The organism is Paenibacillus sp. Z3-2, assembly GCF_054161325.1.
The window spans coordinates 4791646-4812416 of the sequence record NZ_CP096397.1; the positions used below are offsets into that span (position 1 = coordinate 4791646).

At 46.4% G+C, this 20771-nt stretch carries 17 protein-coding genes; 8 read left to right on the plus strand and 9 right to left on the minus strand.

The features are described from left to right. Positions 1-75: 75 nt before the first annotated feature. Together M1D71_RS21420 and M1D71_RS21425 are read left to right on the plus strand one after the other, a co-directional pair. The gene (locus M1D71_RS21420) at positions 76-1290 is read left to right on the plus strand and encodes an MFS transporter (RefSeq protein WP_458123571.1); all 1215 of its coding nucleotides are present in this window, start codon (positions 76-78) and stop codon (positions 1288-1290) included. Further along, positions 1283-1846, plus strand: coding sequence for a TetR/AcrR family transcriptional regulator (locus M1D71_RS21425; protein WP_458123572.1), 564 nt, complete (start codon positions 1283-1285; stop codon positions 1844-1846). The genes M1D71_RS21420 and M1D71_RS21425 overlap by 8 nt, the downstream gene beginning before the upstream one ends. A gap of 83 nt (positions 1847-1929) precedes the next feature. Here M1D71_RS21425 and M1D71_RS21430 read toward each other — a convergent pair whose 3' ends face one another. Then, entirely contained in the window at positions 1930-3564 is a 1635-nt protein-coding gene (locus M1D71_RS21430; protein WP_458123573.1) for a nucleoside hydrolase-like domain-containing protein, read from the minus strand. Between the two features lie 288 nt (positions 3565-3852). Between M1D71_RS21430 and M1D71_RS21435 the strand changes: the two genes are divergently transcribed. From M1D71_RS21435 to M1D71_RS21445, 3 genes are read left to right on the plus strand one after another with little or no spacing between them, the layout of a single operon-like run. Then, complete coding sequence (locus tag M1D71_RS21435) at positions 3853-4194, plus strand: hypothetical protein (protein ID WP_458123574.1); 342 nt, start codon at positions 3853-3855, stop codon at positions 4192-4194. After that, a complete protein-coding gene (locus tag M1D71_RS21440) occupies positions 4191-4379 on the plus strand; it encodes a hypothetical protein (RefSeq protein ID WP_458123575.1) in 189 nt (62 codons plus the stop codon). Before M1D71_RS21435 ends, M1D71_RS21440 begins: the two co-directional genes overlap by 4 nt. Then, positions 4348-4905, plus strand: coding sequence for a DUF1697 domain-containing protein (locus M1D71_RS21445; RefSeq protein ID WP_458123576.1), 558 nt, complete (start codon positions 4348-4350; stop codon positions 4903-4905). The genes M1D71_RS21440 and M1D71_RS21445 overlap by 32 nt, the downstream gene beginning before the upstream one ends. Positions 4906-5039: 134 nt before the next feature. Here the strand turns inward: M1D71_RS21445 and M1D71_RS21450 are convergent, their stop codons facing one another. From M1D71_RS21450 to M1D71_RS21460, 3 genes are all read right to left on the minus strand, one after another. After that, a complete protein-coding gene (locus M1D71_RS21450) occupies positions 5040-5483 on the minus strand; it encodes an Hsp20/alpha crystallin family protein (RefSeq protein ID WP_458123577.1) in 444 nt (147 codons plus the stop codon). 191 nt (positions 5484-5674) lie between these two features. After that, positions 5675-6877, minus strand: a complete 1203-nt coding sequence (locus M1D71_RS21455; RefSeq protein WP_458123578.1) for an MFS transporter — start codon at positions 6875-6877, stop codon at positions 5675-5677. Between the two features lie 112 nt (positions 6878-6989). Then, positions 6990-7949 (minus strand): helix-turn-helix transcriptional regulator, encoded by a 960-nt coding sequence (locus tag M1D71_RS21460; protein WP_458123579.1) that lies wholly within the window; start codon positions 7947-7949, stop codon positions 6990-6992. Positions 7950-8190: 241 nt separating this feature from the next. Between M1D71_RS21460 and M1D71_RS21465 the strand changes: the two genes are divergently transcribed. Beyond that, positions 8191-9777 (plus strand): choice-of-anchor I domain-containing protein, encoded by a 1587-nt coding sequence (locus M1D71_RS21465; RefSeq protein ID WP_458123580.1) that lies wholly within the window; start codon positions 8191-8193, stop codon positions 9775-9777. Positions 9778-10262: 485 nt separating this feature from the next. On the opposite strand, the gene M1D71_RS21470 is transcribed toward M1D71_RS21465, so the two are convergent. Continuing rightward, positions 10263-12506, minus strand: a complete 2244-nt coding sequence (locus tag M1D71_RS21470; RefSeq protein WP_458123581.1) for a carboxylesterase/lipase family protein — start codon at positions 12504-12506, stop codon at positions 10263-10265. A gap of 639 nt (positions 12507-13145) precedes the next feature. Here M1D71_RS21470 and M1D71_RS21475 point away from each other — a divergent pair. Together M1D71_RS21475 and M1D71_RS21480 are read left to right on the plus strand one after the other, a co-directional pair. Then, on the plus strand, positions 13146-14765 hold the full coding sequence (locus tag M1D71_RS21475) for an alkaline phosphatase (protein ID WP_458127320.1): 1620 nt from the start codon (positions 13146-13148) through the stop codon (positions 14763-14765). 161 nt (positions 14766-14926) lie between these two features. Further along, the gene (locus tag M1D71_RS21480) at positions 14927-15292 is read left to right on the plus strand and encodes a VOC family protein (protein WP_458123582.1); all 366 of its coding nucleotides are present in this window, start codon (positions 14927-14929) and stop codon (positions 15290-15292) included. 103 nt (positions 15293-15395) lie between these two features. Here M1D71_RS21480 and M1D71_RS21485 read toward each other — a convergent pair whose 3' ends face one another. The 4 genes from M1D71_RS21485 to M1D71_RS21500 all read right to left on the minus strand — a co-directional run bounded on the left by M1D71_RS21485 (position 15396) and on the right by M1D71_RS21500 (position 20711). Beyond that, a complete protein-coding gene (locus M1D71_RS21485) occupies positions 15396-16619 on the minus strand; it encodes a GNAT family N-acetyltransferase (RefSeq protein ID WP_458123583.1) in 1224 nt (407 codons plus the stop codon). Between the two features lie 138 nt (positions 16620-16757). Next, complete coding sequence (locus M1D71_RS21490) at positions 16758-18236, minus strand: methyl-accepting chemotaxis protein (RefSeq protein ID WP_458123584.1); 1479 nt, start codon at positions 18234-18236, stop codon at positions 16758-16760. A gap of 303 nt (positions 18237-18539) precedes the next feature. Further along, positions 18540-19583: a pectate lyase family protein gene (locus M1D71_RS21495; RefSeq protein WP_458123585.1), complete on the minus strand. Its 1044-nt coding sequence runs from the start codon at positions 19581-19583 to the stop codon at positions 18540-18542. 285 nt (positions 19584-19868) lie between these two features. After that, positions 19869-20711: a helix-turn-helix domain-containing protein gene (locus tag M1D71_RS21500; protein ID WP_458123586.1), complete on the minus strand. Its 843-nt coding sequence runs from the start codon at positions 20709-20711 to the stop codon at positions 19869-19871. Positions 20712-20771: the final 60 nt, after the last annotated feature.

Genomic DNA, 20771 nt, shown 5'->3' on the forward strand with positions numbered 1-20771 from the left:
TTACAATCTGACCATCGTCAGGTAAACTCAGTTCAACATGTCGCGCGACAGAGATTACACTTACGGAGGAAAACCATGATTACTTCAACACACAGTCCAACACCTCAGCAACTCTGGGGAAGATCATTCATTTTTATCATGTTAGCCAACGCATTATTGTTTATGGCCTTTGAAATGTTGCTTCCCACCTTGCCCTTGTTCGTCTCAAGTCTGGGTGGAGGAGCATCCCAGATTGGACTTGTTACTGGCATATTTATGTTTTCTGCCATTTTAATTCGACCCTTCACATCTGTTTTGGCAGCTCGAATAGATAAAAAATATCTGTTGATTATCGGTATCACCATCTGTGCATTAATGACAGGTGCATACTACCTATCGTCAGGTATATGGATGATTCTCGTATTCCGAGTGATCCATGGATTCGGATTTGGTTTGGCAACGACATATTTTGCGACGATTGCCACAGAAAACATACCCAAGGATCGCCGGGGAGAAGGCATGGGGTACTTCGGTGTAGGGGAAACCGTCGCCATATCCATTGGTCCGTTGATCGGCACCAGTCTTTTGTTTAGTTACGACTATCAGAGCCTGTTTATGGGAGGCACGTGCATTTTGCTGTTAGCTCTCCTGATGACAGTATTTGTATCCAGAAAGCCGAAAACCGGAGTACGTAGCGAGTCCGCGCAAACCCATGTCCCTTCTGTGAAACTCATCGAGAAGAAAGTACTTTTCCCTTCCCTGTTGATTATGCTCGTTGGTGTTGCAGCTGGTTCGATCATGTCTTTCGTAGCTTTATTCGCCGCCGAAAGAGGGTTTGAGAATATAGCCTGGTTTTTCTTCATCGTCGCCATCGCCAGCTTCGCCGTCCGACTGTTCTCGGGAAAAATGTTTGATCGATTGGGGCCAGGCTCCGTGTTATTGCCTTCTGCCTTGTTTGCAATTGCAGGACTGCTGGTTCTGATTATCGCGCAGAGTGATGTGCAATTCCTGATCGCCGGCGCGTTATACGGCTTTGGCTTTGGTGCCATATTCCCGGCGATTCAGACCTGGTGTGTGAATCTTGTGGAAGAACATGAGCATGAAAATGCGATGGCTTCCTTTTTTAATTTCTTTGACCTTGGGATTGGCGGTGGTTCGTTGATCCTGGGCGTTGTGGCTTCTGCATTTTCCTATACGGTGGTGTATGCTATCTCTATAGGCATTTTTGTGGTATATATCTTGTTATATTTGGTATACTCCCAAAAACAGCAGAGGCATACAGCTCACCAATTGGAGGTAGACATTGAGTAAAAAACGAATCAAGGAAATTGCCATTCAACATTTTAATCGCCTGGGTTACGAGGGAACCAAGATGGCGCAGATTGCCGAAGAGGCCGGCATTCGCAAGCAATCTTTGGCTTATCATTATTCATCCAAAAAAGCGCTATTGCTGGAGTTATATGAGGAAGTTGTGCAGGAGGAACAGCAGTTTGTACGCCAATTTTTCAATACGTCTGCTGCCCAAACGCTGGATCAGCAGCTATATGCCTTTTTACATGAACACAAAAATCGTTTCCTGACTCACCCGAACGTCGCTTTTATGTATATCCTGTCCTTTATCACACCGCTGGAGGTGCATGATTTTGTGCTCGCGCAGTATCGAACGTACCTCGGGACACTGAAGGAAGAGCTGGCAGCCGTATTTACCAGACATCCCGATATACGCCTGAGCCCGGAAGAAGCTACCGTAGCATTTGTTACCGTGATGGATGGACTGGATGTGCAGCTCGTGTATGAGACACGGCAATCCTATGAGCAGGCTTTAGCGATTACCTGGAATGTCTTCTGGTCAGGCATCCAGCGTTAACGGATCGATTACGATGAGACTATACAAATAAGAGGGGCGTCCCGCAGCCATGTTAATGACTTTTGGGACAGCCCCTCTATTCCTTATTTCACGGTTAAGATCACACGTTGATAATGCTTCAACTGATGCTCTCCATCATCCTGTACTTCAGCAACGATATGAATGGTATCGCCCGATTTGGCATCATCAGGTATGGTGAATGTCACCGCTTCGGTATCACTGCCTTGCAATTTAATCGTATCCACCTGCTCATCCTTGGCAAGTTCACGATGCAAGCCAAGCAACAAGTCACCCGCCATTTCCGGCTGAACTTTGTTCGGTTCTACTTTGGAATCCTCGTACGTGTCAGCTTCGAAATATCTCCACCACGTATACGTCAGTTGATCTCCATCCGGGTCTGTGCCCTCCGCATGAAGAGTAACTTCCTCCCCAGGACTAACACTCAAATCCAACCCTTCCTTAATCGTTAATGACGGATTATGGTTGGCACCTTCGTAAGTGTCTGCAACTGCCCAGTCTGCACGCGCTGCAAAATCATCCTGGACATCGTCAAACCATCTCATCAAAGAGTACTCGGCTTCATACCGTTTGGTATAGGGATCGTAATCAAGCACATTATTTCTAAACAGCTTGTCGTTCACGACGCCAAAGCGTCCACCCCAACCGCCGTAGGAAGGGTCTTCCATACTGCGCAGCCCATTATCGATCAGATAAAAGAAGGAAGGAGAATCACCCTCAGATATAAAATCGTATTTGTCATATTGCGGATTGTTCTTGAGATATTCAGCACTTCCACGTTGTTCTTCGGCCAGTTCGCCCTCGATCATTTTGCCGTCACCCATCGATGCATACATATCCATCAGCTTGCCATGTCCGTCCAGAATGTTCTTGATCATCCAGTCACCATGAAGCTTGCTGTTCACTTCTTCGGCATGCATCTTCCATGCATAGGCAAAATGCCAGAAGTTCGATTGGTCATTAAGAATGCGGATATCCGGCCAATTCTTCGCAATGTATTCGTTGTAGCTGTCATCCTGATCCAGAATGATATACAGGACCAGTTTGTCACTCACTTTTTTGCGAATCGCATCCCACTCAGCCGTGTCCTTGTACTGTTCCTCAATCGATTTCAGCGCTCTGGCTGTCGTATTGGTGCCACCCCATGTCTGAACAATCAGATCACGGGAGTCATCATCGAGGAAAAGAGTTTCGAGGAACTCCGAACCTTCGGTTTCCTTCTCCATCTCCCCTTTATCGGAAATATTACCGATCTTGGTCATCGCTCGAAGCTGTTCTGGCTCTGGGTATCCATCCGCATGTTTGGACAAGTTTGGATAGATCTCGCCATAGGCATCGATCATGTCGTATACCCACTGTGTGCCTGTCCAGCGGAACGGTTTGATCCCCGCTTCCTCGTCTCCAGCATAATGATACACCGAACTGGTCAGTACAATTCCGGCGAGGTCCATCTCATTCGAATACAAGAGGAAACGAATGACCGAGTTCATATCATCCACTTCACCGTCGGTTGTAATCACCGTTCTGCCTTTGGCCGCTTGATTGTTTGCAGGTTCCTGAGTTTCATTTTCTGCCTGTTCTGTCGTCTGATTCGGTGTGTCACTCGCGGTTTGTGGCGCTTGGGATGCGCATCCACTAATCACCAGAATCATACTGAGGCAACCCGCAGCAAGACTATTTAACCATTTTCTTTTGTTCATAATGTTCCCCTTTCTTCTGTACAGCGTGATGTTGGTTTTGGGATCAATGCAAAAAAACCCGAACATCACTATGAATGGGACCAAGTCCACGCATAATGATACTCAGGTTTTGCCTGCCCGAAGCAGTAACAATCCTATTTGAATGAAAGTATACCATGTTCACGCAAGAATGTAAACGTATTCAACATTTTTTTGAATTCATCTTTGATATAGTATAATGCTTATAGTTAGCTACCAAATGAATCAGCAATACTTGTAAAAGAATGTTACCAGGAGGAATCAGACACCATGCAACAACTGGATGCGGCCTTAAGCCGTTTTATAGAACAGCAGGATTTATATAATGAAGCTTATGGACTTTTCAAAAATCATGATCTGCGTCCCCGCGAACATCATCATCAGCCGGAAGTAGACGCGCGAATACCTCTTTCACCGGAACTGCAGTACCTCTACAGTCACTATGAAATGGTGGATGCCAATGCAGAAGGTACACTTAAAATGAAAAATGCCGCCGTCGAGATCGGTGATGCCGCACTAATCTCCTTTGTCGCACCTGAACATCTGCTTCGTCAGCAACTAGGTTTCCGCTGGATTGGCATGAATGAACCTTATGAGGAGCCGGGGAAGTGAAAGATGAAGAAACCTATGAAACCAAGCCCGAGTATCTGGAGCAAGTTGAACCTTTATTGCAGGATCTATTGGGAGAAGAGTATACTGCAATAAAGGTTCGAGTATCTGTCCTTTTGTTAACCGTTGAATTAAAGGAATTGGAGGGGCATCCCTATGATATATGTGGCCTTGCTACGGGGCATTAATGTAGGCGGAAACAATAAAATGAATATGAAGCAGCTGAAAGAAACGTTTGAACAAGCAGGCATGCTGGATGTCGTTACATATATCAACTCTGGCAATATTATTTTTGCCGATCATCAGGAACGTGCCAACGCTAATGTGGAGATATCCCATGTGTTAGAACAGGCCATCGCGGCCGATTTCGGCTTACAGATCAAGGTGATGGTGCGGAATATGGATGAAATCCAATCCGTTATACAGGCGTTGCCAGCGGAATGGGCTAATGATGACACGGCCAAAAGTGATGTACTGTTTCTCTGGGATGAAATCAATGATCCTTCTGTGCTGGACAAACTGCCCATCAAACCGGAAATCGGTAGACTGATCTATGTTCCAGGAGCCATTTTATATTCAGTCAGCAGAGAGGACGCAGGTAGAAGTGGCATGAACAAGCTTGTAGGGTCCAAAGTCTATACTTATATGACCGTAAGAAACGTGAATACCACACGTAAGATATATGCACTAATGCAGGCAGCAGCAGAGAAATAACACGGACTCAGCAAAATAGATATTCAATTATATCGCGTCCAACTCAGTGAAAAATAAAGCATGCAGAACACATCCTTACGGATGTCTCCTGCATGCTTTTCACCATATTAGGAAACTATTCTTTTCTCTGTATATTAGTCAATCTGAATGCGTCTGCGAGATTGATCATTACCAGGACGTTTCGGAATCTCGAGTTTCAGCACACCATCTTCCAATCTGGCCTTAATATGCTCCTCATCAATATGATCAACATAGAAACGTCGGATAAATTCACCGGATCGGCGTTCCTGCCGAATGATTCGATTGGAGTCATCCTTCTGCTCCACCATATCATTGCGTTTGGCACGAATAATTAATTCATTACCTTGAACCTGAATGTCTATGTTCTCTTTGGCGATGCCCGGCAGCTCGGCTTCTACCGAATATTTGTCTTCTTCCTCTCGAATGTCGGTCCGAAATGGCTGGGAGCGAGTTCCAAAAGGGGAGAGGAATGAGGTCTCAACCATGTCATTGAAGGATTTCAACATGTGTCCGAATGGGTCTTCATTTCGTTTACGAAACGGAATCAGATCAAACATGAAAATCAGCTCCTTTTGTGTGGTTGGTTTATTGTTGTTGCTTACATGGATTATTATAATACCAGCGCAGATCAGGCTCAAAGTCCGTAAAAGTCGAAATAAAACGATTTACTTCCACCCTAGTTCACTATTTTAAAATAGATCCTTTTTTCTTCCATTTTGACCTTTTTTGACCTTCTGACCTAGTCTGACTATAACGAATGAATGGCGTCCGCTACAGTATTGGATTCATTTTTCCGCATTCCCAGCATCAAGATTGCCATTATAACAACAAGAACGGCTACTAACATAAATGGAATATGTTTGTCCACCTGATAGAGTGTCGTTGTAAGTAACGGAGTAATGACGGCGGATATCCCCTGAATTGCTGCTACCATCCCCGCTGCACCTCCCTGCTGTTCTTTGCTGACCGCGAGCGAAGCACCTGCCATGAACCCCGGCATCATCAGACCCGAACCCAAGCCGAACAGGAAGAATGAGAGATAATACATGTACAACACATTGAAGACCAGAAACAGGATCATGCTTGCGATCAGAAAAAGGGACCCGAGCAAAATCATTGGACGCGGCTGCCATTTCAACCACTTCATCTGAATGACCTGCATGATCAACATGGCTGCTCCAGAGAACATGAGTCCAAACGAAACCATGCGGGCCGTCGCCGCCGGGGAGAGGGCCAGTTGATCCTGAAAATAAAATCCCCCGACAACCTGCAATGTCATGATGCCAATCATCGTAACCAAGCCCGCTGCAAGGTACATTCGTAACCCACGTTGGAGAGGGTTGACTTTAGGCGGCTTTGCCTGAATGACCGGTTTGGCTGCTGGAATTAACAACAAGGCGATAATAAATGCAGCGATCGCTATAAAAATGCCAAAATAAAGCGGCCACAGCAGACCGATGATAGTAAATGCTCCTGCGATAGCAGGCCCAAATACAAGGCCGAGTCCATTCGCAGCGCTGATAATCGCCATCCCGCTTCCCCGTTCCTCCCCCTCTGTCACATCACCCATATAGGCCTGGGCAGAAGAGAGCACGGCCGGAATGAACATGCTGATCAGACTGCGCGTCACAATCAGAAGGGTAAGCAATACGCCTCCTCCGATCCATGCATTCAATCCCCCATACAATGCCATAGCAAATAACGCACAGCTAACAGCCATACCTATGAATCCAATCAATATGATGGGTTTTCTGCCCTTCAAATCACTGAATCTGCCCCATACCGGAGCCATTACAGCCATCATAATGGAACCCAGCGAAATAATAAGACCGGAATGGCTTTCTTTCATGCCTAACTCCCGAATAAGCGGTGGCATAATGGGTGCAATCAGCATCAGACCCAACATGGCTGCAAATACGCTAAAAAAAATACTTCCTCTGATTCTGTTCATGCTCATACACTCCTCTATATTTCAGTACAGTATCCACTGTACCTGGAGTATACAAGGCTGAGAGAATCCCCACTGCCTCTATACGGAACAATTCACGGCAAGCCGGATTTATTTAATAAATCTTTTTCATCTCAGAGGGCTTCACGCCGAATTTGCGATAAAATTGCTGCGAAAAGGCACTGACATTACTGTAACCGACCGCTATGGCGGCCTCGGTCACGTTATTATCCTGATTGCGCAGCAGCTTCATGGCGTTATCGAGACGAACCTGACGCAAATATTCGAAGACCGTGCTTCCGAAAAGCGCCTTGAATCCTTTTTTTAATTTAAAATCGTTAAGACCCACTTGTCTGGACAAGGCTAGCAAGGATGGAGGATCTACCATGCAAGCCTCCATAATCTCCCGTGCCGTATGTAACTTCCGGATGTCCTCTCTGGAGAATCCCGCGGGGATTGGCGCCAGATCAAACAGTTGGATCATAAATCGATTCAAGATCTCCAAGGCTGTCGCTTCCATCATTAAGGATGATCGGTAACTGTTGTTTAATTCCGCAATCAGACTGTCAATCATCGTTCGTATTCGGTTATCCAGTTGAAATACAATCGGCTTGAACACTTTTCGTCCCAACACCTGTTTAAAATCAATGGACTTGAAACTGCCCAGTTGTGCTGCTGCATAATTGAACAGATTCACCGGAATTCCCAGTGAAAAAGAAGTATACGGTTCCCTGGCAGGAGGATGGAACCACGCTTCGAAATCATGCATGAAAATGAGGGCACCTTGCCCAATGGATAACGAATACTCTTGTCCAGAGATATCGACATGCCGTTGACCCGCCAAGGCAAATTGTAACTCCACTACGGGCGTCTCGGACGCAAAGTACGTCGGGCATGGCTGATAATACTCTACATGAGAACATAGAATCTCGATGCCACTGTATGTGGTCAGTCTCTTTATACTTCCACTGCCCGCCTTAGCGGAGATCAGGTATGTATGTTCATCTTGCTGACTGTAGGGGTCCCGGGTTAAATAATGCTGATACATGATGCCTAATGCATCATCAGTACGCATGGTAGTCACCTCGCTATAACTGATCAGACTATCAGTAAAGAAAGCCTGAATTAATTGATAATGATTCTCAATTAATTCTACCGCAATTTCTCTTTTTCGACCAGTCCTATATGTATGAAGGTTCCCGTCTAACCTTTTACACAATTCAACATGCTTTTTTACCATTGCTTAACGTTTCTTTCTTATACTGAAGCAGTTGTACATGCCATCACACACGAAACCATAAAGGGGATCTGGAACATTGAAAAAGAGAAATCAATGGCTCGCCGTTCTGTCGATGACTGCCATTCTTACTGCAGGAGCAACCAGCTACACATCAATGATTCATGCTGCTGATGCAACTAAAACCACCAACGATCATGTCGTACTGCGTACAGCCATCCAAAATATGCAGGGTACGGTCACATGGAACGGAAGCAGTCGCAGTGTCGATATCCAGATCGCAGATACTAAAGTTCAACTTCCTGTAGGAACGTCCTCAGCCACCATCAACGGTGTAAAAACTCCATTGGACAGTAAAAGCTATATTACCAACGGGACAACCTATGTATCTTCCCAAACGCTAAAATTAATTACAGATCAATTGATCCTCAACCAAAATAAAACCGGTTTTGAACGGACAGCATCCTATCAGATGCCTGGTGGTAAAGCTGAAATATCAGCCTCCACCCCAGATGGACAGCGCCTGCTTGTAACCGAAGCAGACAATGGCAGCATTTCCGTGCTGGACATTGCTGACTTGAAAAATATCAACGTATTGAAGACGGTAAGCTTCCTTGACCTCTCCGCCAAAGCTGAAGTTACGAGCGTAACCGTGTCCAAAGATGGCAAATACGGTCTTGCTGTTATTCGTACTGGTGATACAGACAGTGAAGCAAGCAAGGGGTTGCTTGCCATTGTGGATCTGACAACCTACAAAACGGTAAAAACATATGAACTCGGTATTGGTCCTGACTCGATTGCACTGTCACCCGACGGTCTGCATGCGGTGATCGCCATAGAGGATGAAGAACTGAATACAGCTACCGATGAAATTGATTATGCCAACACCAAACGTCCGGGTAGCATTATGGTTGTATCTTTTGCTGGCGGGAACGTATTGGAGGGTGAAATCACCAACTTGCCGGTATCTCTGGACAATGTAGAAGGTGCCATCTATCCGCATGATCCGCAACCGGAGTATGTTGCCATTAGCCCAGATAGCAAAACAGCAGCCATCACGCTACAGGAAAACAATGTCGTTGCCGTTGTAGATCTGGAGACGAAAAAGATCAGCTCAATCTTCGCTCTTGGAACCACCTCACATCAAGCAGATCTCAAAGATGACGGTATCGTTCAGTTTAAAGAGACATTGACCGCTCGTTATGAACCGGATGGAATTGCTTTCTCTGCAGATGGTAAGTACCTGCTGACAGCCAATGAAGGGGACTTGGGCAAGAATGAATTTGAGGATGGTGTAAAAGCGGGCGGACGCAATATTGCTGTCTGGGATCTGCAAGGCCAGCGGATGTACGATAGCCAGAACCTCATTGACGAGGCAACCGCTATGGTCGGCTTGTATCCGGATGATCGCAGTCCCAACAAGGGAAGTGAAGTGGAGAATCTAACTGTTTCTACTTTAGACGACACTACGTATGCAGCCGTAGCTTCTGAACGTGCAGATGCCATTCTGTTCTTCGATCTTGCTGATCCGGTCAATCCGGACTATCTGGGTCTGATTCCTACAGCCGGAGAATCACCAGAGGGAATTCATCGTGTTAACGGACGCAGCCTGTTTGTGAGTGCAGATGAAAGCACAGGAACGCTTAGTTTTTTCTCCAAGAAATAGATCGAGTATCCATGACAGACAAAGACTGAAATGAACACTGTCACTTTGTATTGAGTTGGGAGGGGCGAAAAGCCCCTATCCTCTCATCCTGTCGTACACGCTATTCCACGTATAGTGGTGTAAAGGTTATCGATGCTTCATATTTTCCAATTCACGTCTGTTCCTATCTACTTCCTCTTGTAATACTCGTACTTCCATCCTTAATGCGGATACTTCCTCTTTGACACCAGACCTCTTCATCACAAGATAGAAGATCAGATATAATACGAGGCCCATCATAATAAAGAAAATCAATAGAGTTATAATCCCAGCAATACCAAAATTACTAGCTCCATCCATAATGTACGTTTTCCCCTTTCCCATATCTTATTAATTTATATTTACAACAATACCATATTTAAGCATAACGAACAGCCTAAAAAGCCAAGAGAGCGTGCTCCCTTGGCTTTCATTTTATCTCTATATACCTTCCTATCCGGTGATCCTTATTCCCAGAAGAAACGACCTGCAAATACTTTTTCCGTCAACAGTTTGTATGTTTCTTCAGGCAATTCTTTTTTCATCTTTGCCATAACAGCTTCTTTGTCTTGATTATATTGTGTGGACATGCCAATCTCTGCCGTTGTATTGCTCGCATCCAGACGCATAATTGGTGCTTGGGCATCTTTCGTCCAAGGTGTCCATGCCGCCAAATCAGGGGAACCACCTGTACCTGGATTGCCTGTGTACAGGAACTGCTTCAGGTATGCTGCCATCGCGGCGGACAACTGATCACGTCCTGGTTTGTTCGTATCGGTAAAGTACCCCTCAGGGAAATAGGCAGCAATTCCGTCTGCGTGTCCTGTATAGAAGTCCATATCCGCACCATGCGGTGCGCCCAGTAAGGTGAGCAGCCGCTCAGAGATGACCCCAGGTTGCGTACCCCATGCAAAACGATAAGCATATACCGGCGGTTGACCTGCTTCACTCGTCAATTGCTCCGCTACACGCTCTGCATTAAAGCCTGCATAAGCTTCGCTACCGTATTTCAACGCAGCAGCATATTGTTCCGCCTTGGTTTTATCGGTAAACAGGGTTTCATCCGTGATGGATGGAGAGAAGTTCGGATCACCGAAGGCAAAGCCAGAGAATTCCGTTTCCAGGCTGCCCAGCAATACAGGTACTTTCGTGTAGTTGCCGTCATTGATGGCGTCAAAGCCTTCTTTTGGAATCACGGTGCCATCACGGAACAGATGCGGGAACGGGTCCATACGGATTGCGGTAGCACCAAACGCTGTGACCAACTTGTCCGCAGGCAGTGCACGCAGGTAGCTCTCCAGCTGTGCCGGAGATTGCTTGCCAATCCACGCTTTTGCTTCTTCTGCGGTAGCCGCTTTCCCCTCTTGCACGAGCAGTTTCACGAGTACATCCTCGGATTTTTGCTCGCCTTCTTCCGGTGATGCTGTCGTCAATCCTCCGCTGAAAGCAACTGCTTTTTGATACAGTCCTTTGCTAAGTGGTGAGATCAGGGTTGCCAGCACATCACGTGCACCAGCAGATTGTCCGGCTAATGTAACATTGCCTGTATCTCCGCCAAACCCTTCGATATTATCCTGTACCCACTCTAGTGCACGGAATGCATCAAGGAGACCATAGTTACCTGAGTCATCCAGGGCATTGCCTGTTTTCAGCGCAGCGTTCTCGAAGAATCCAAGTGCTCCCAGTCGGTAGTTCACGGAAATGATGATACTGTTCGTGCTTCGTGCAAGCTGTTCACCCTGAAAATCTTTGCCTGATCCGGTCATATTCCCACCGCCGTGCAGGAACACCATAGCCGGAAGTTTCGAACTGGTTGTGTCAGGACGCCAGATATTAAGGTACAGCGAATCTTCGCTTCCGGCTGTAGTCTTGCCTGAGATCTGCAAGCTGTTCGCTGCAAATTCCTTAGCCGATCTGGTTCCTGTCCACGCTTCCGGTTCTTGCGGGGCTTTCCAGCGCAGTTCACCTACCGGAGGTGCTGCATAAGGAACACCGAGCCAGCCAAGCGTGCCATATTGCTCATAGGTTTTGCCATCAATGGCGCCATACTTGGTCTGTTGCACCGTTTGAGGTTGGAACGTCCCAGCTTCTTTATGTTTCAACCAGCTCTGTTCCAAGGTTCCACCGCCGTTCTTGAGCTGCGTCTGCAAAGCTTGTGCTGTTGCCTCTGCCATCAGGCGATTGGTAAGTTGACTTGCTCCCTTTCCTTGAAGCGCCTTGATTCCTTTACCAGCCGCATAAGTGGAAGCCTCTCCTTGCGGATAATCTGTACCCGCTTCATATCCGAGCACCTTCAGCAGCATTCGGGCATAACCTTCCGCTGTCAGTGGTGCGTTAGGTTCAAACTTCTCCGTTCCTGTCACGATCTCAGCCACATACGGATGCTGCTTCAAGTACCCAACGACAGGTTGCAATACTTTGCCTGCCTGAGCCGCATCGTCATACGTTTCATTCCCCTGGTAGGCGAGCGCTTCTTTCTCCAATCCGGACAGACGCAAGTAAAGTACTGCGGCCTGAATGCGTGTAGACTTTTTGTTCAGATAAGCCGCATTAACGCCTTGACCACTGCCACGAATAAGTTCGGATTGAATCAGCTTGTCCATCGCTGCTGAAGAAGAGGTTGTTGTGTTCCCTGCTGCATAAGCTGGTAGAGCGGATACACATAACCCCAGAATTGTTGCGACGGCAATCGAACGTTTAATGGTTTTCATGTCATAAATCTCCTCGCTGTCGAATAGTGTGTGATGGGATAATTTCATTGGAAATGTTCATTTGATATGCGTATCTAGAATCAGTATTCCAATGTCTGGATGAGTCTATATCTCTATTTAGGAAAAATGGTCTGCTGCGCTCCTTTCTGCTACGGCGCTTACGGTCATGCCATCAGGCATTTTTATATATAAAAAAACCTGAACCGAAGGCAAACAGACATCGCTTTAGCGTGGTCTACTGCCCTCAATTCAGGTTTTGCCTGCAATCAGTAACAACCCTGAGGAATGAGGCTCATTCCATATGATCATGTATACGCAATCAATCGTTTAATAACTAAAGAGTCAACGAATGAACTGACACAGGTATTGCCCTAAATACGGTTACAATCCTGTTGTTATCGTGATGTTAGCACAGAATGTAAGCGTTCGCAATATATTATTACTGATATAGTATCTCTTTCTCAAAACAAGCTCCGCCAATATTCCTTCTATAATTGTAAATTTTACACTTAGTTAATCCATTTCATATATTCAGTTAGCATTTGTTGTATACACTGGGTTTTGGATAACAAAAAAACGATACATATATTCTAGGAGGATGCATTCATGTTAAACCGGTTCAATACTCGTGCAGCCAAAATGATGCTAGCGGTGACGACCATTGTCACGGCCACGCTCGGAGGAAGCAGTGCAGCGTGGGCTGTGGAAGGTACCACCTCTACTACATCTGCATCACCGATTAAAAATGTCATTATCCTTATTCCTGACGGCATGGCTAACGATGCGACTGCTCTGGCTCGTTGGTATAAAGGCTCTTCCCTGACGCTGGACTCCATGGCAAGTGGTATGGTTCGCACACACTCTGCAGATGCGCCGATTGCGGACTCGGCCCCTGCCGGAACAGCTTTTGCTACAGGATATAAATCCCATACCGGATTTGTCGGTGTACTGCCGGACAAGGCTACGATGCCTGGGCAGAAGGCGATTGCCCCTGGAGATGCAAGAAAACCTGTTGCTTCCGTACTGGAAGCATCCAAACTGGCAGGCAAAGCAACTGGAATTATCTCAACATCCGAAATTATGCACGCTACGCCAGCAGACTTCTCTGCTCACTACCCGGATCGCAAAAATTACGATGCGCTCAGCAAACAGCAAGTCTACAATGGCATGGATGTTGTATTGGGTGGGGGTAGCAAGTACCTTGAGCCAGCGGGGCGTAAAGACGGGGAGAATCTGGTTTCCTCCATTAAGGCACTGGGTTACGATTACGTAACTACACCTGCTGCAATGAAAGCATCCGACTCAAATAAACTCTGGGGCATGTTCGCTCCCACGAGCATGGCTTACAATATGGACCGTGACCCTGCGAAGCAGCCAAGCCTTGCCGAGATGACATCCAAAGCCATCGAAGTTCTGTCCAAAGATGAAGACGGCTTCTTCCTGATGGTAGAAGGTAGTAAAGTGGACTGGGCAGCTCATGCCAATGACCCGATTGGTATTATCAGTGACGTGCTGGCCTTTGATGATGCCGTAAAAGCAGCCATGGATTTCGCCAAAGCCGACGGAGAGACTGCGGTTGTGGCTGTAACTGATCATGGTAATGGTGGACTCACCATTGGTAACAATGCAACAAGTGGCACATACGACAAAGAGCCCTTGTCCACATTTATCGGACCTTTGAAAAAGGCCAAGCTGACAGGTGAAGGCGTGGAAGCGAAACTGAATGCCAAGCGCACGAACATCAAAGCAGTGATGAAACAATACTATGGCATTACCGATCTGACTTCCGAAGAGATTGCCACCATTAAAGCAGCCGAACCAGGCAGCCTTAACTATGCAATCGGCCCAATGATCAGCAAACGTGCAGGGATCGGCTGGACAACTGGTGGTCATACAGGTGGAGATGTTGTGTTGTACACGTATGCTCCGAACAATGACCGTCCATTCGGTGTGATTGACAACACGGATGTCGCTAAATATATGGCTCGCGTGCTGGATCTCGATTTGGACAGTGTGAACAAACAGTTGTTTGTACCTGCCAAACAAGCATTTACAGCCAAAGGTGCTACGTACAAGCTGGACCTGACGGATGCCAAAAATCCGAAGATCCTCGTTACAAAAGGCAGCACCAAGCTGGAACTGCAAATCTACAAAAATATTGCACTGGTGAACGGCAAGAAGACAGCCTTGGATGGTGTCATTGTTTATAACGGTGTAGAAGCCTTTGTTCCACAAATGGCTGTTGATCTGATCCAATAATACGTTAGAACTACCGGAACTACCGAAGATTAAACCATTTGGCTGCCGAATAATCTCGGCAGCTATTTTGTTGTTTTCTGATAAGCAGTATGTCCCTGTTCCCGCTTATCGTATAATGAACATAATGCTCAGAAATAGGATACAAAAGGAGAGATTCACCCATGTTGATCAAATTAAACTGGATCACGCTGAGGGTCAGTAATTTGGAAGCTTCGCTCGGGTTCTACCACGACATGCTCGGACTTCCAATCCAGCGCAGATTCGAAAGCCGTGGACGGCAGATTGCCATGCTGGGCATGGAAAATGAAACAAAGCTGGAACTGATTGAAGGCAGCGAATCCGTTCTTAAACCAGAGGCCGGCGTGTCAATCGGCTATGAGGTGAGCTCGCTGGAGGAAGCCATGGAGCGACTGGCTGAACTGAATATTCCGATTTTGCGCGGACCCATCCAGCCCAATCCTCACCTGCGATTCATTTATATTACCGATCCTGACGGCTTCGAGGTGCAGCTTGCAGAGCATGCTTAATTAGGCGAGTGTAAAATGAGTGTATGTATCACGATGACCAGTTTTACGTGCAATCAACCCTGCATGCACAACCTAGGGCTACGTAAACACACTACTAGTCTGTTTATAGTTTCATGCGGCGCATCAGCGGCACACCTACGCGATTCAATAAGCGGTCAAGTAACAGCCAGCACCAGCGTCTGCCCCACGGAAGATGACGCTCATACACAGCGGAGTACTCAAAGTCAGCCACAGCACCGCGATTGCGCTTGAACTGCTCCGCCCCGGCGCTCTCGTGTAACAGATGGCCATTCTCGCGTGCCTGTCCGATCAGGCATGCGGACAACATGCGGTATAGACCGACGGACTGGGGGAGCGCCGTATCGTAACCGAACAGCGGTGTTGTCATGATTCCATTCCGGCAGAAATAACCCATGACCGCGTCCAGACGCCCCTCCTTCCGCAGTCCGTGCAGTATGAGCGTTCCAGATGCCATCGCAGTGGCAATGAAACGCTCGGTGAATTGCGGATTGTCATAGGAGTATTTTTCAAGGTATAGAAGCTTGTATAGCTCCACGATCCGCGGAATATCCGCATCCGTCATATCCGCTCCGGAAACGAAATCATACCCGTGCTTGGTGAGCAATTGATTATCCCGCTTCAACAGCCAGCGCGACTTCGCATTGCCAAAATTCGGATCATACGCACGGTACAGGTAGATTTGCCGACTCGGGATCAGTCTGCACCCCGCTTCCCTTAGCTTCTCCGTCAGGTCGGGGTGAAGCCCCGGGCACAAGGAGCGAAAGACGACGGTGTGCTCAGGGTATCGCTCTTGTATCACTGCAAGCATACGGACAGCCTGTTCGCCGGACATGGAAGGATACAGGTTCGTGGAGAACAGCCAGTTGTTCACATGCACGACCTTGTTGATCTGTGATTGCTTCATTCCCCAACCCAATAGACTGAGCAGCACAGAAAGCCCTTTCTCCAACACTGGCTTTTGCAACATGGTCAATTCCTGTTTGGCGTAACTTACATAATGCGTATACGGTGAGCATACATAGGCATTGTCGTACTCCGCCTCATTCACCGTTAGCGGAAGAACGAGATCATCGATCCGGGCGAGCAACAATGTGGCCTCCACGTTCGCCATATAACTTTGGGTACCGTCCAGCATAATGGGTTCCAAATAGGCTCTTGCATATCTTCCGTCCTCTGTATCGGGCCAGTCCATGCCTTTGATCGAATGCTGATCATACAGACGCACGCGTTCAACACGGTTACCACTTTCATCCTCGTATGTACGATCATCACAGGCCGATCTATCTTTCATTACTTTATTCTTCAAGCTTATACTCCCCCATACCCTTCATACTCTACACCACACTGTATAGGAAAAAAATGCTGCTTTCAAGTTGTATTCCAGATAAAAAAAAGCCCGTCCAGCACGCTTAATACGCACCGACAGGCTCTCAACTATTTATTATTAAAGTTTGTTCTCAGCGGAAGAAGCCTGATGATCCGAGACCAATTCATTCAGGTCTACAATCAGTTGCTCCAGTTCTCCAAAGCTCTCTACCATCTTCTGTGTCAGGTTACGTTGTTCTTCCATGCTCGCCAGAATCTCTTCTGTCGCTGCACTGGATTGCTCAGTCACACTCGAAATCTCGGAAACCTCATTCACAACTCTGGTGGAAGATTCCTTCATCGTCGCCGAACTAGTCTCAATATCTGTCGCTTGATTCAATACATGATGAGAGTTACTGTTGATCGTACGAAACACTTCCTCTGCCGTATGCACACTGTCTCTTCCTTGTTGTAACGATTGACGAATGCGTTCGAATCGATCCGTCAGCGCCTGCGTCTGTCCTTTCAATCGAGACAGAATGGTTGCAATATCACTTGCGGACTGACCCGAGTTCTCGGCCAACTTGCGAACTTCCTCTGATACAACGGCAAACCCGCGTCCATGCTCACCCGCACGAGCTGCTTCAATGGCTGCATTGAGTGCGAGCAAGTTGGTTTGACTCGCAATATCCGCTATGCTGTTCAGCATAAGCGTCATGGATTCACTTTCCTCGTTAAACTTTCGCATGTCATTTGCAGTGGTATCGATTGTCTCATATAGCTCTTGCATTTGGATGTTCAGCTGGTCCATCTGTGTGCTTCCTGTTTGCGTGCTCGTTGCCATACTTGCGGACAACTCTTTCATCTGCTGGGAATACGACGCAACGTCCTTGATATGCTGATCTGACACAAACAAGGATTCCGAAATCTCGGCTACACTGGTCGCCTGGAACTCAACACCTTTTGCAACCTCACTGAACCCAAGCGTCACCTCATTGGTGATGGAGCCAGTCGCATTCACTTTTTGCTTCAATTGATCCGTATAACGTGATAAACCTTCGACGGATTCCTTCACACGTTCCAGCATGGTTTCCACTCTTTGTTTAGAGTGCTCCACCTCATTCTGGCGTACTTCACTTTCACGGAAGAGCCTTTGATTCAGCTGTGAGACCAGCATCAGAATAACTCCCGTGAGCGCAAATAGTCCCACATTGACGATATTACCTATTAGCTCAACAGCGTCAACGGTATTCATAACAAATAACTGAAGAACACTGTTGACTAGTAATACCGAGAATCCAACCATAAAAAATTTCTTGTTAGGAAATAACAGGAGAACTGCGGTTATGACCAAACTTAACGCAAAATTGACCGTTCCCCACCCGACATAGACTCCACATATTGTCATTAATACGGTAATCAGCCATGGAATGAGATGAATATGCTTCTTTTTCGCATTAGCGTATGTAATCCAAACTACAAAGATCAGAGCTACTCCATTGGACACAAGTAACTTCGGCATCATAAAGGCCAGACCCATACCAATGGCAACAATAATCCACAAAATGATACCGATTAATTTGTTCCTTTTCCAAATAATTTCGTCCATACGATCCATGCATACCCCGTCCTTTTAAGTAGGTTAAATGTAAGTTGTAGGGCCTTTCTGTACTACATCTATTAGTCTCTGGCCCTGCTTATGCGCAAATCGCAAATACGCGGCACCTTAACATAGTACATATTGACTTCATAAGTATGAAACCAGCGCTACTTTATGTATATCGGTATTCACAATTAAAAATTAATATGAATTGCAAAATGATATGCAGACATATCATTTTTACAAACAAAAAGCCTGTCTTATACGTCTTGGCGTATAGGACAGGCTTTTTGGCATAATGCGCATATACGGGACAAACTCTTACTTTCCGAATACAAGTGTCGTATTGGACGAGCCTGCATACTTGGTGACGAATTCACGCGCGTAGCTGGCACTCTCTACCTGATAATTGTAATTGGAACTTGGTCTCCAGTTCGTTTTAGGAGAAGTCGGGCTATTAAGGGCTGGCGTACTGCCCGTATCGGTGAACTCCCCTTTTCCTTTGTCATCCAAGATGCCGCCCTTTTCAGCGCCAGCACCAAAGTAGTTGTTTTCGGAATAAATCCGCGCTTTTTCACCAATTGTGATGGCCTGATTAAAGTTGTTTGCATAGTTGTTTTTGAGATGGAAGTAACCATATCTTAAAAGTCCAGGTCCACGCACATATAGATTCTCGAAGTAATTGTTGGACATCGTCACATGAGGGACGCCATTGTAACTGCTGTTACCATCATTCGGATGTCCGAGAATAACGCCATACTTATGGTTCGCAAATTTGGAATTGCTAATCGTAATATAGTCTGCGCGATCACCAATGTACAGAAGCTTGTCCAGATCACTTCCGCCGGAGCTGTAGCTATGGCCAGAGAACGTCACATGATCGATCCAATAATTAGAGCCAGAAGTGATATACACTTGGATATCATCATTCCCATTGATATTTGCTGAATGTTGAAATGTCAGATTCTGAAAAATTACATTGCTTGAACTGCTTGTAGATCTGAAATGAATATTCGTTAATGTATGTTTGTCAAAGGAACCAACAAGTGTCTTATTCGCTCCAAATTCAACTTTTTGCAGGGTGGAGGAAGAAATGTTCTGTTCAACGACGACAATTTTGGCTGTAGAGCCTGCCATGTGTGTTCTCAGGTCATTGAGATTACTAACGTAAACAACCTGACCGTTCTTGCCGCCTGTCGTGGCTGCCTTGGATACACCACTTTCATTCTTGGCACTGCCTGCAAAACCGGTTAACCCGTTCGTACCTGTGTTCGGATAACTGGCCGCACCATAGGTAGACGGGGCCGTAGAGACAGTTAGCAACAATAGAGTTACGGCGAGTAAAAGCATCGAAAACTTCTTCAAAATTCCACCATCCTTTATAATATTATCCTCGAAGACAACTCGATTATATCGTGTAACTCTGGTTGTGACAATACAATGATTGCAAAAAGACAACAATATTATCTTTTTTGCAACAGCAGATCAGATATAGTGAAAAACAAAATAGACTTTTCTTTCACACAAAATAGAGCCGCTAATTAGCGGCTCTATAAACGAGTACTGTGAGATACAACTTGGAACTGATCCGCCCTCGGATCAGTTTCTAAAGCCTCTGACGAAAAACCATTGCTTGCGGATAATAATATATCACGACTTCTGATAGCTGCGGCGGAAGGCACCGGGTGTAAGTCGTTCAAGCTTCTTGAAGATTGCTCCATAATAGCTGGTAGATTCGAAGCCAACTTGGCGAGCAATATCCTCCATCCCGCGCTGCACATTGTCGAGAAGCAGTTCCTTGCTCTTGTTGACTCTTACCTGATTAACATAGCTAATGGGACGAATACCTGTCGTCTTCTTGAACAAATGACAGAAATATTCCGGTGTGACACAGATCAATCCAGCCAGCGTTGGCAAAGCAATCTCTTCAGCATAATGCTGTTCAATATAGTCCAGAACCGGTTTTAATCGCTCATACTGCTGCCCGACCGTATCGCTGCCCTCAACAGAAACGCGTTGAATAATCTCTGTCAATAAGGTATAGAGGATGGCGGAGCAGGCGTAATTGCTTAACGTCTGCTCTTGTGGTGTTAAGGCAGCTTGCAGCAACTCCCGCATTCGGGATAGAAGGTATTCAGGCGATGCAAGCGTGTATACGCATGTGTCGACAATGCCAACGGTTTCAAACAGGCTCGCTGACCCGCTGCCATCGAAAATGATCCAGTCGACTTCCCAGCTCTCGGATAGCGCATAGTATTCGTGCTTCTGTCCAGGGAACAAGAGCATACCCATGCCTGGCTTGACGATATGTTCCGTTTCACTTAGCTTGAGCTTACCCACACCGCTGCGGCATTGTATCCACTGATAATCCTGAATGCCTTGGTCTCGGCGGATGTGCTCCTGTTCATGATGCAGCCCGATGCCAAGCAAATAAAAAGGGAGCAGCTTGTCTCGGGCAGATAATACCGGGAAATTGCGATTGGGAAGAGGCATGCGACCAACTCTCCTGTTATCTTAATATTGTTATATCATATTAATTATTTAAGATATTCA

Excerpts from the sequence above, each read along its gene's own strand:
- M1D71_RS21420 (WP_458123571.1), top strand. The coding sequence starts at position 76 with ATGATTACTTCAACACACAGTCCAACACCTCAGCAACTCTGGGGAAGA.
- M1D71_RS21430 (WP_458123573.1), bottom strand. The coding sequence starts at position 3,564 with ATGAACAAAAGAAAATGGTTAAATAGTCTTGCTGCGGGTTGCCTCAGT.
- M1D71_RS21435 (WP_458123574.1), top strand. The coding sequence starts at position 3,853 with ATGCAACAACTGGATGCGGCCTTAAGCCGTTTTATAGAACAGCAGGAT.
- M1D71_RS21445 (WP_458123576.1), top strand. The coding sequence starts at position 4,348 with ATGATATATGTGGCCTTGCTACGGGGCATTAATGTAGGCGGAAACAAT.
- M1D71_RS21450 (WP_458123577.1), bottom strand. The coding sequence starts at position 5,483 with ATGTTTGATCTGATTCCGTTTCGTAAACGAAATGAAGACCCATTCGGA.
- M1D71_RS21455 (WP_458123578.1), bottom strand. The coding sequence starts at position 6,877 with ATGAACAGAATCAGAGGAAGTATTTTTTTTAGCGTATTTGCAGCCATG.
- M1D71_RS21460 (WP_458123579.1), bottom strand. The coding sequence starts at position 7,949 with ATGCGTACTGATGATGCATTAGGCATCATGTATCAGCATTATTTAACC.
- M1D71_RS21470 (WP_458123581.1), bottom strand. The coding sequence starts at position 12,506 with ATGAAAACCATTAAACGTTCGATTGCCGTCGCAACAATTCTGGGGTTA.
- M1D71_RS21475 (WP_458127320.1), top strand. The coding sequence starts at position 13,146 with ATGATGCTAGCGGTGACGACCATTGTCACGGCCACGCTCGGAGGAAGC.
- M1D71_RS21480 (WP_458123582.1), top strand. The coding sequence starts at position 14,927 with ATGTTGATCAAATTAAACTGGATCACGCTGAGGGTCAGTAATTTGGAA.
- M1D71_RS21490 (WP_458123584.1), bottom strand. The coding sequence starts at position 18,236 with ATGGATCGTATGGACGAAATTATTTGGAAAAGGAACAAATTAATCGGT.
- M1D71_RS21500 (WP_458123586.1), bottom strand. The coding sequence starts at position 20,711 with ATGCCTCTTCCCAATCGCAATTTCCCGGTATTATCTGCCCGAGACAAG.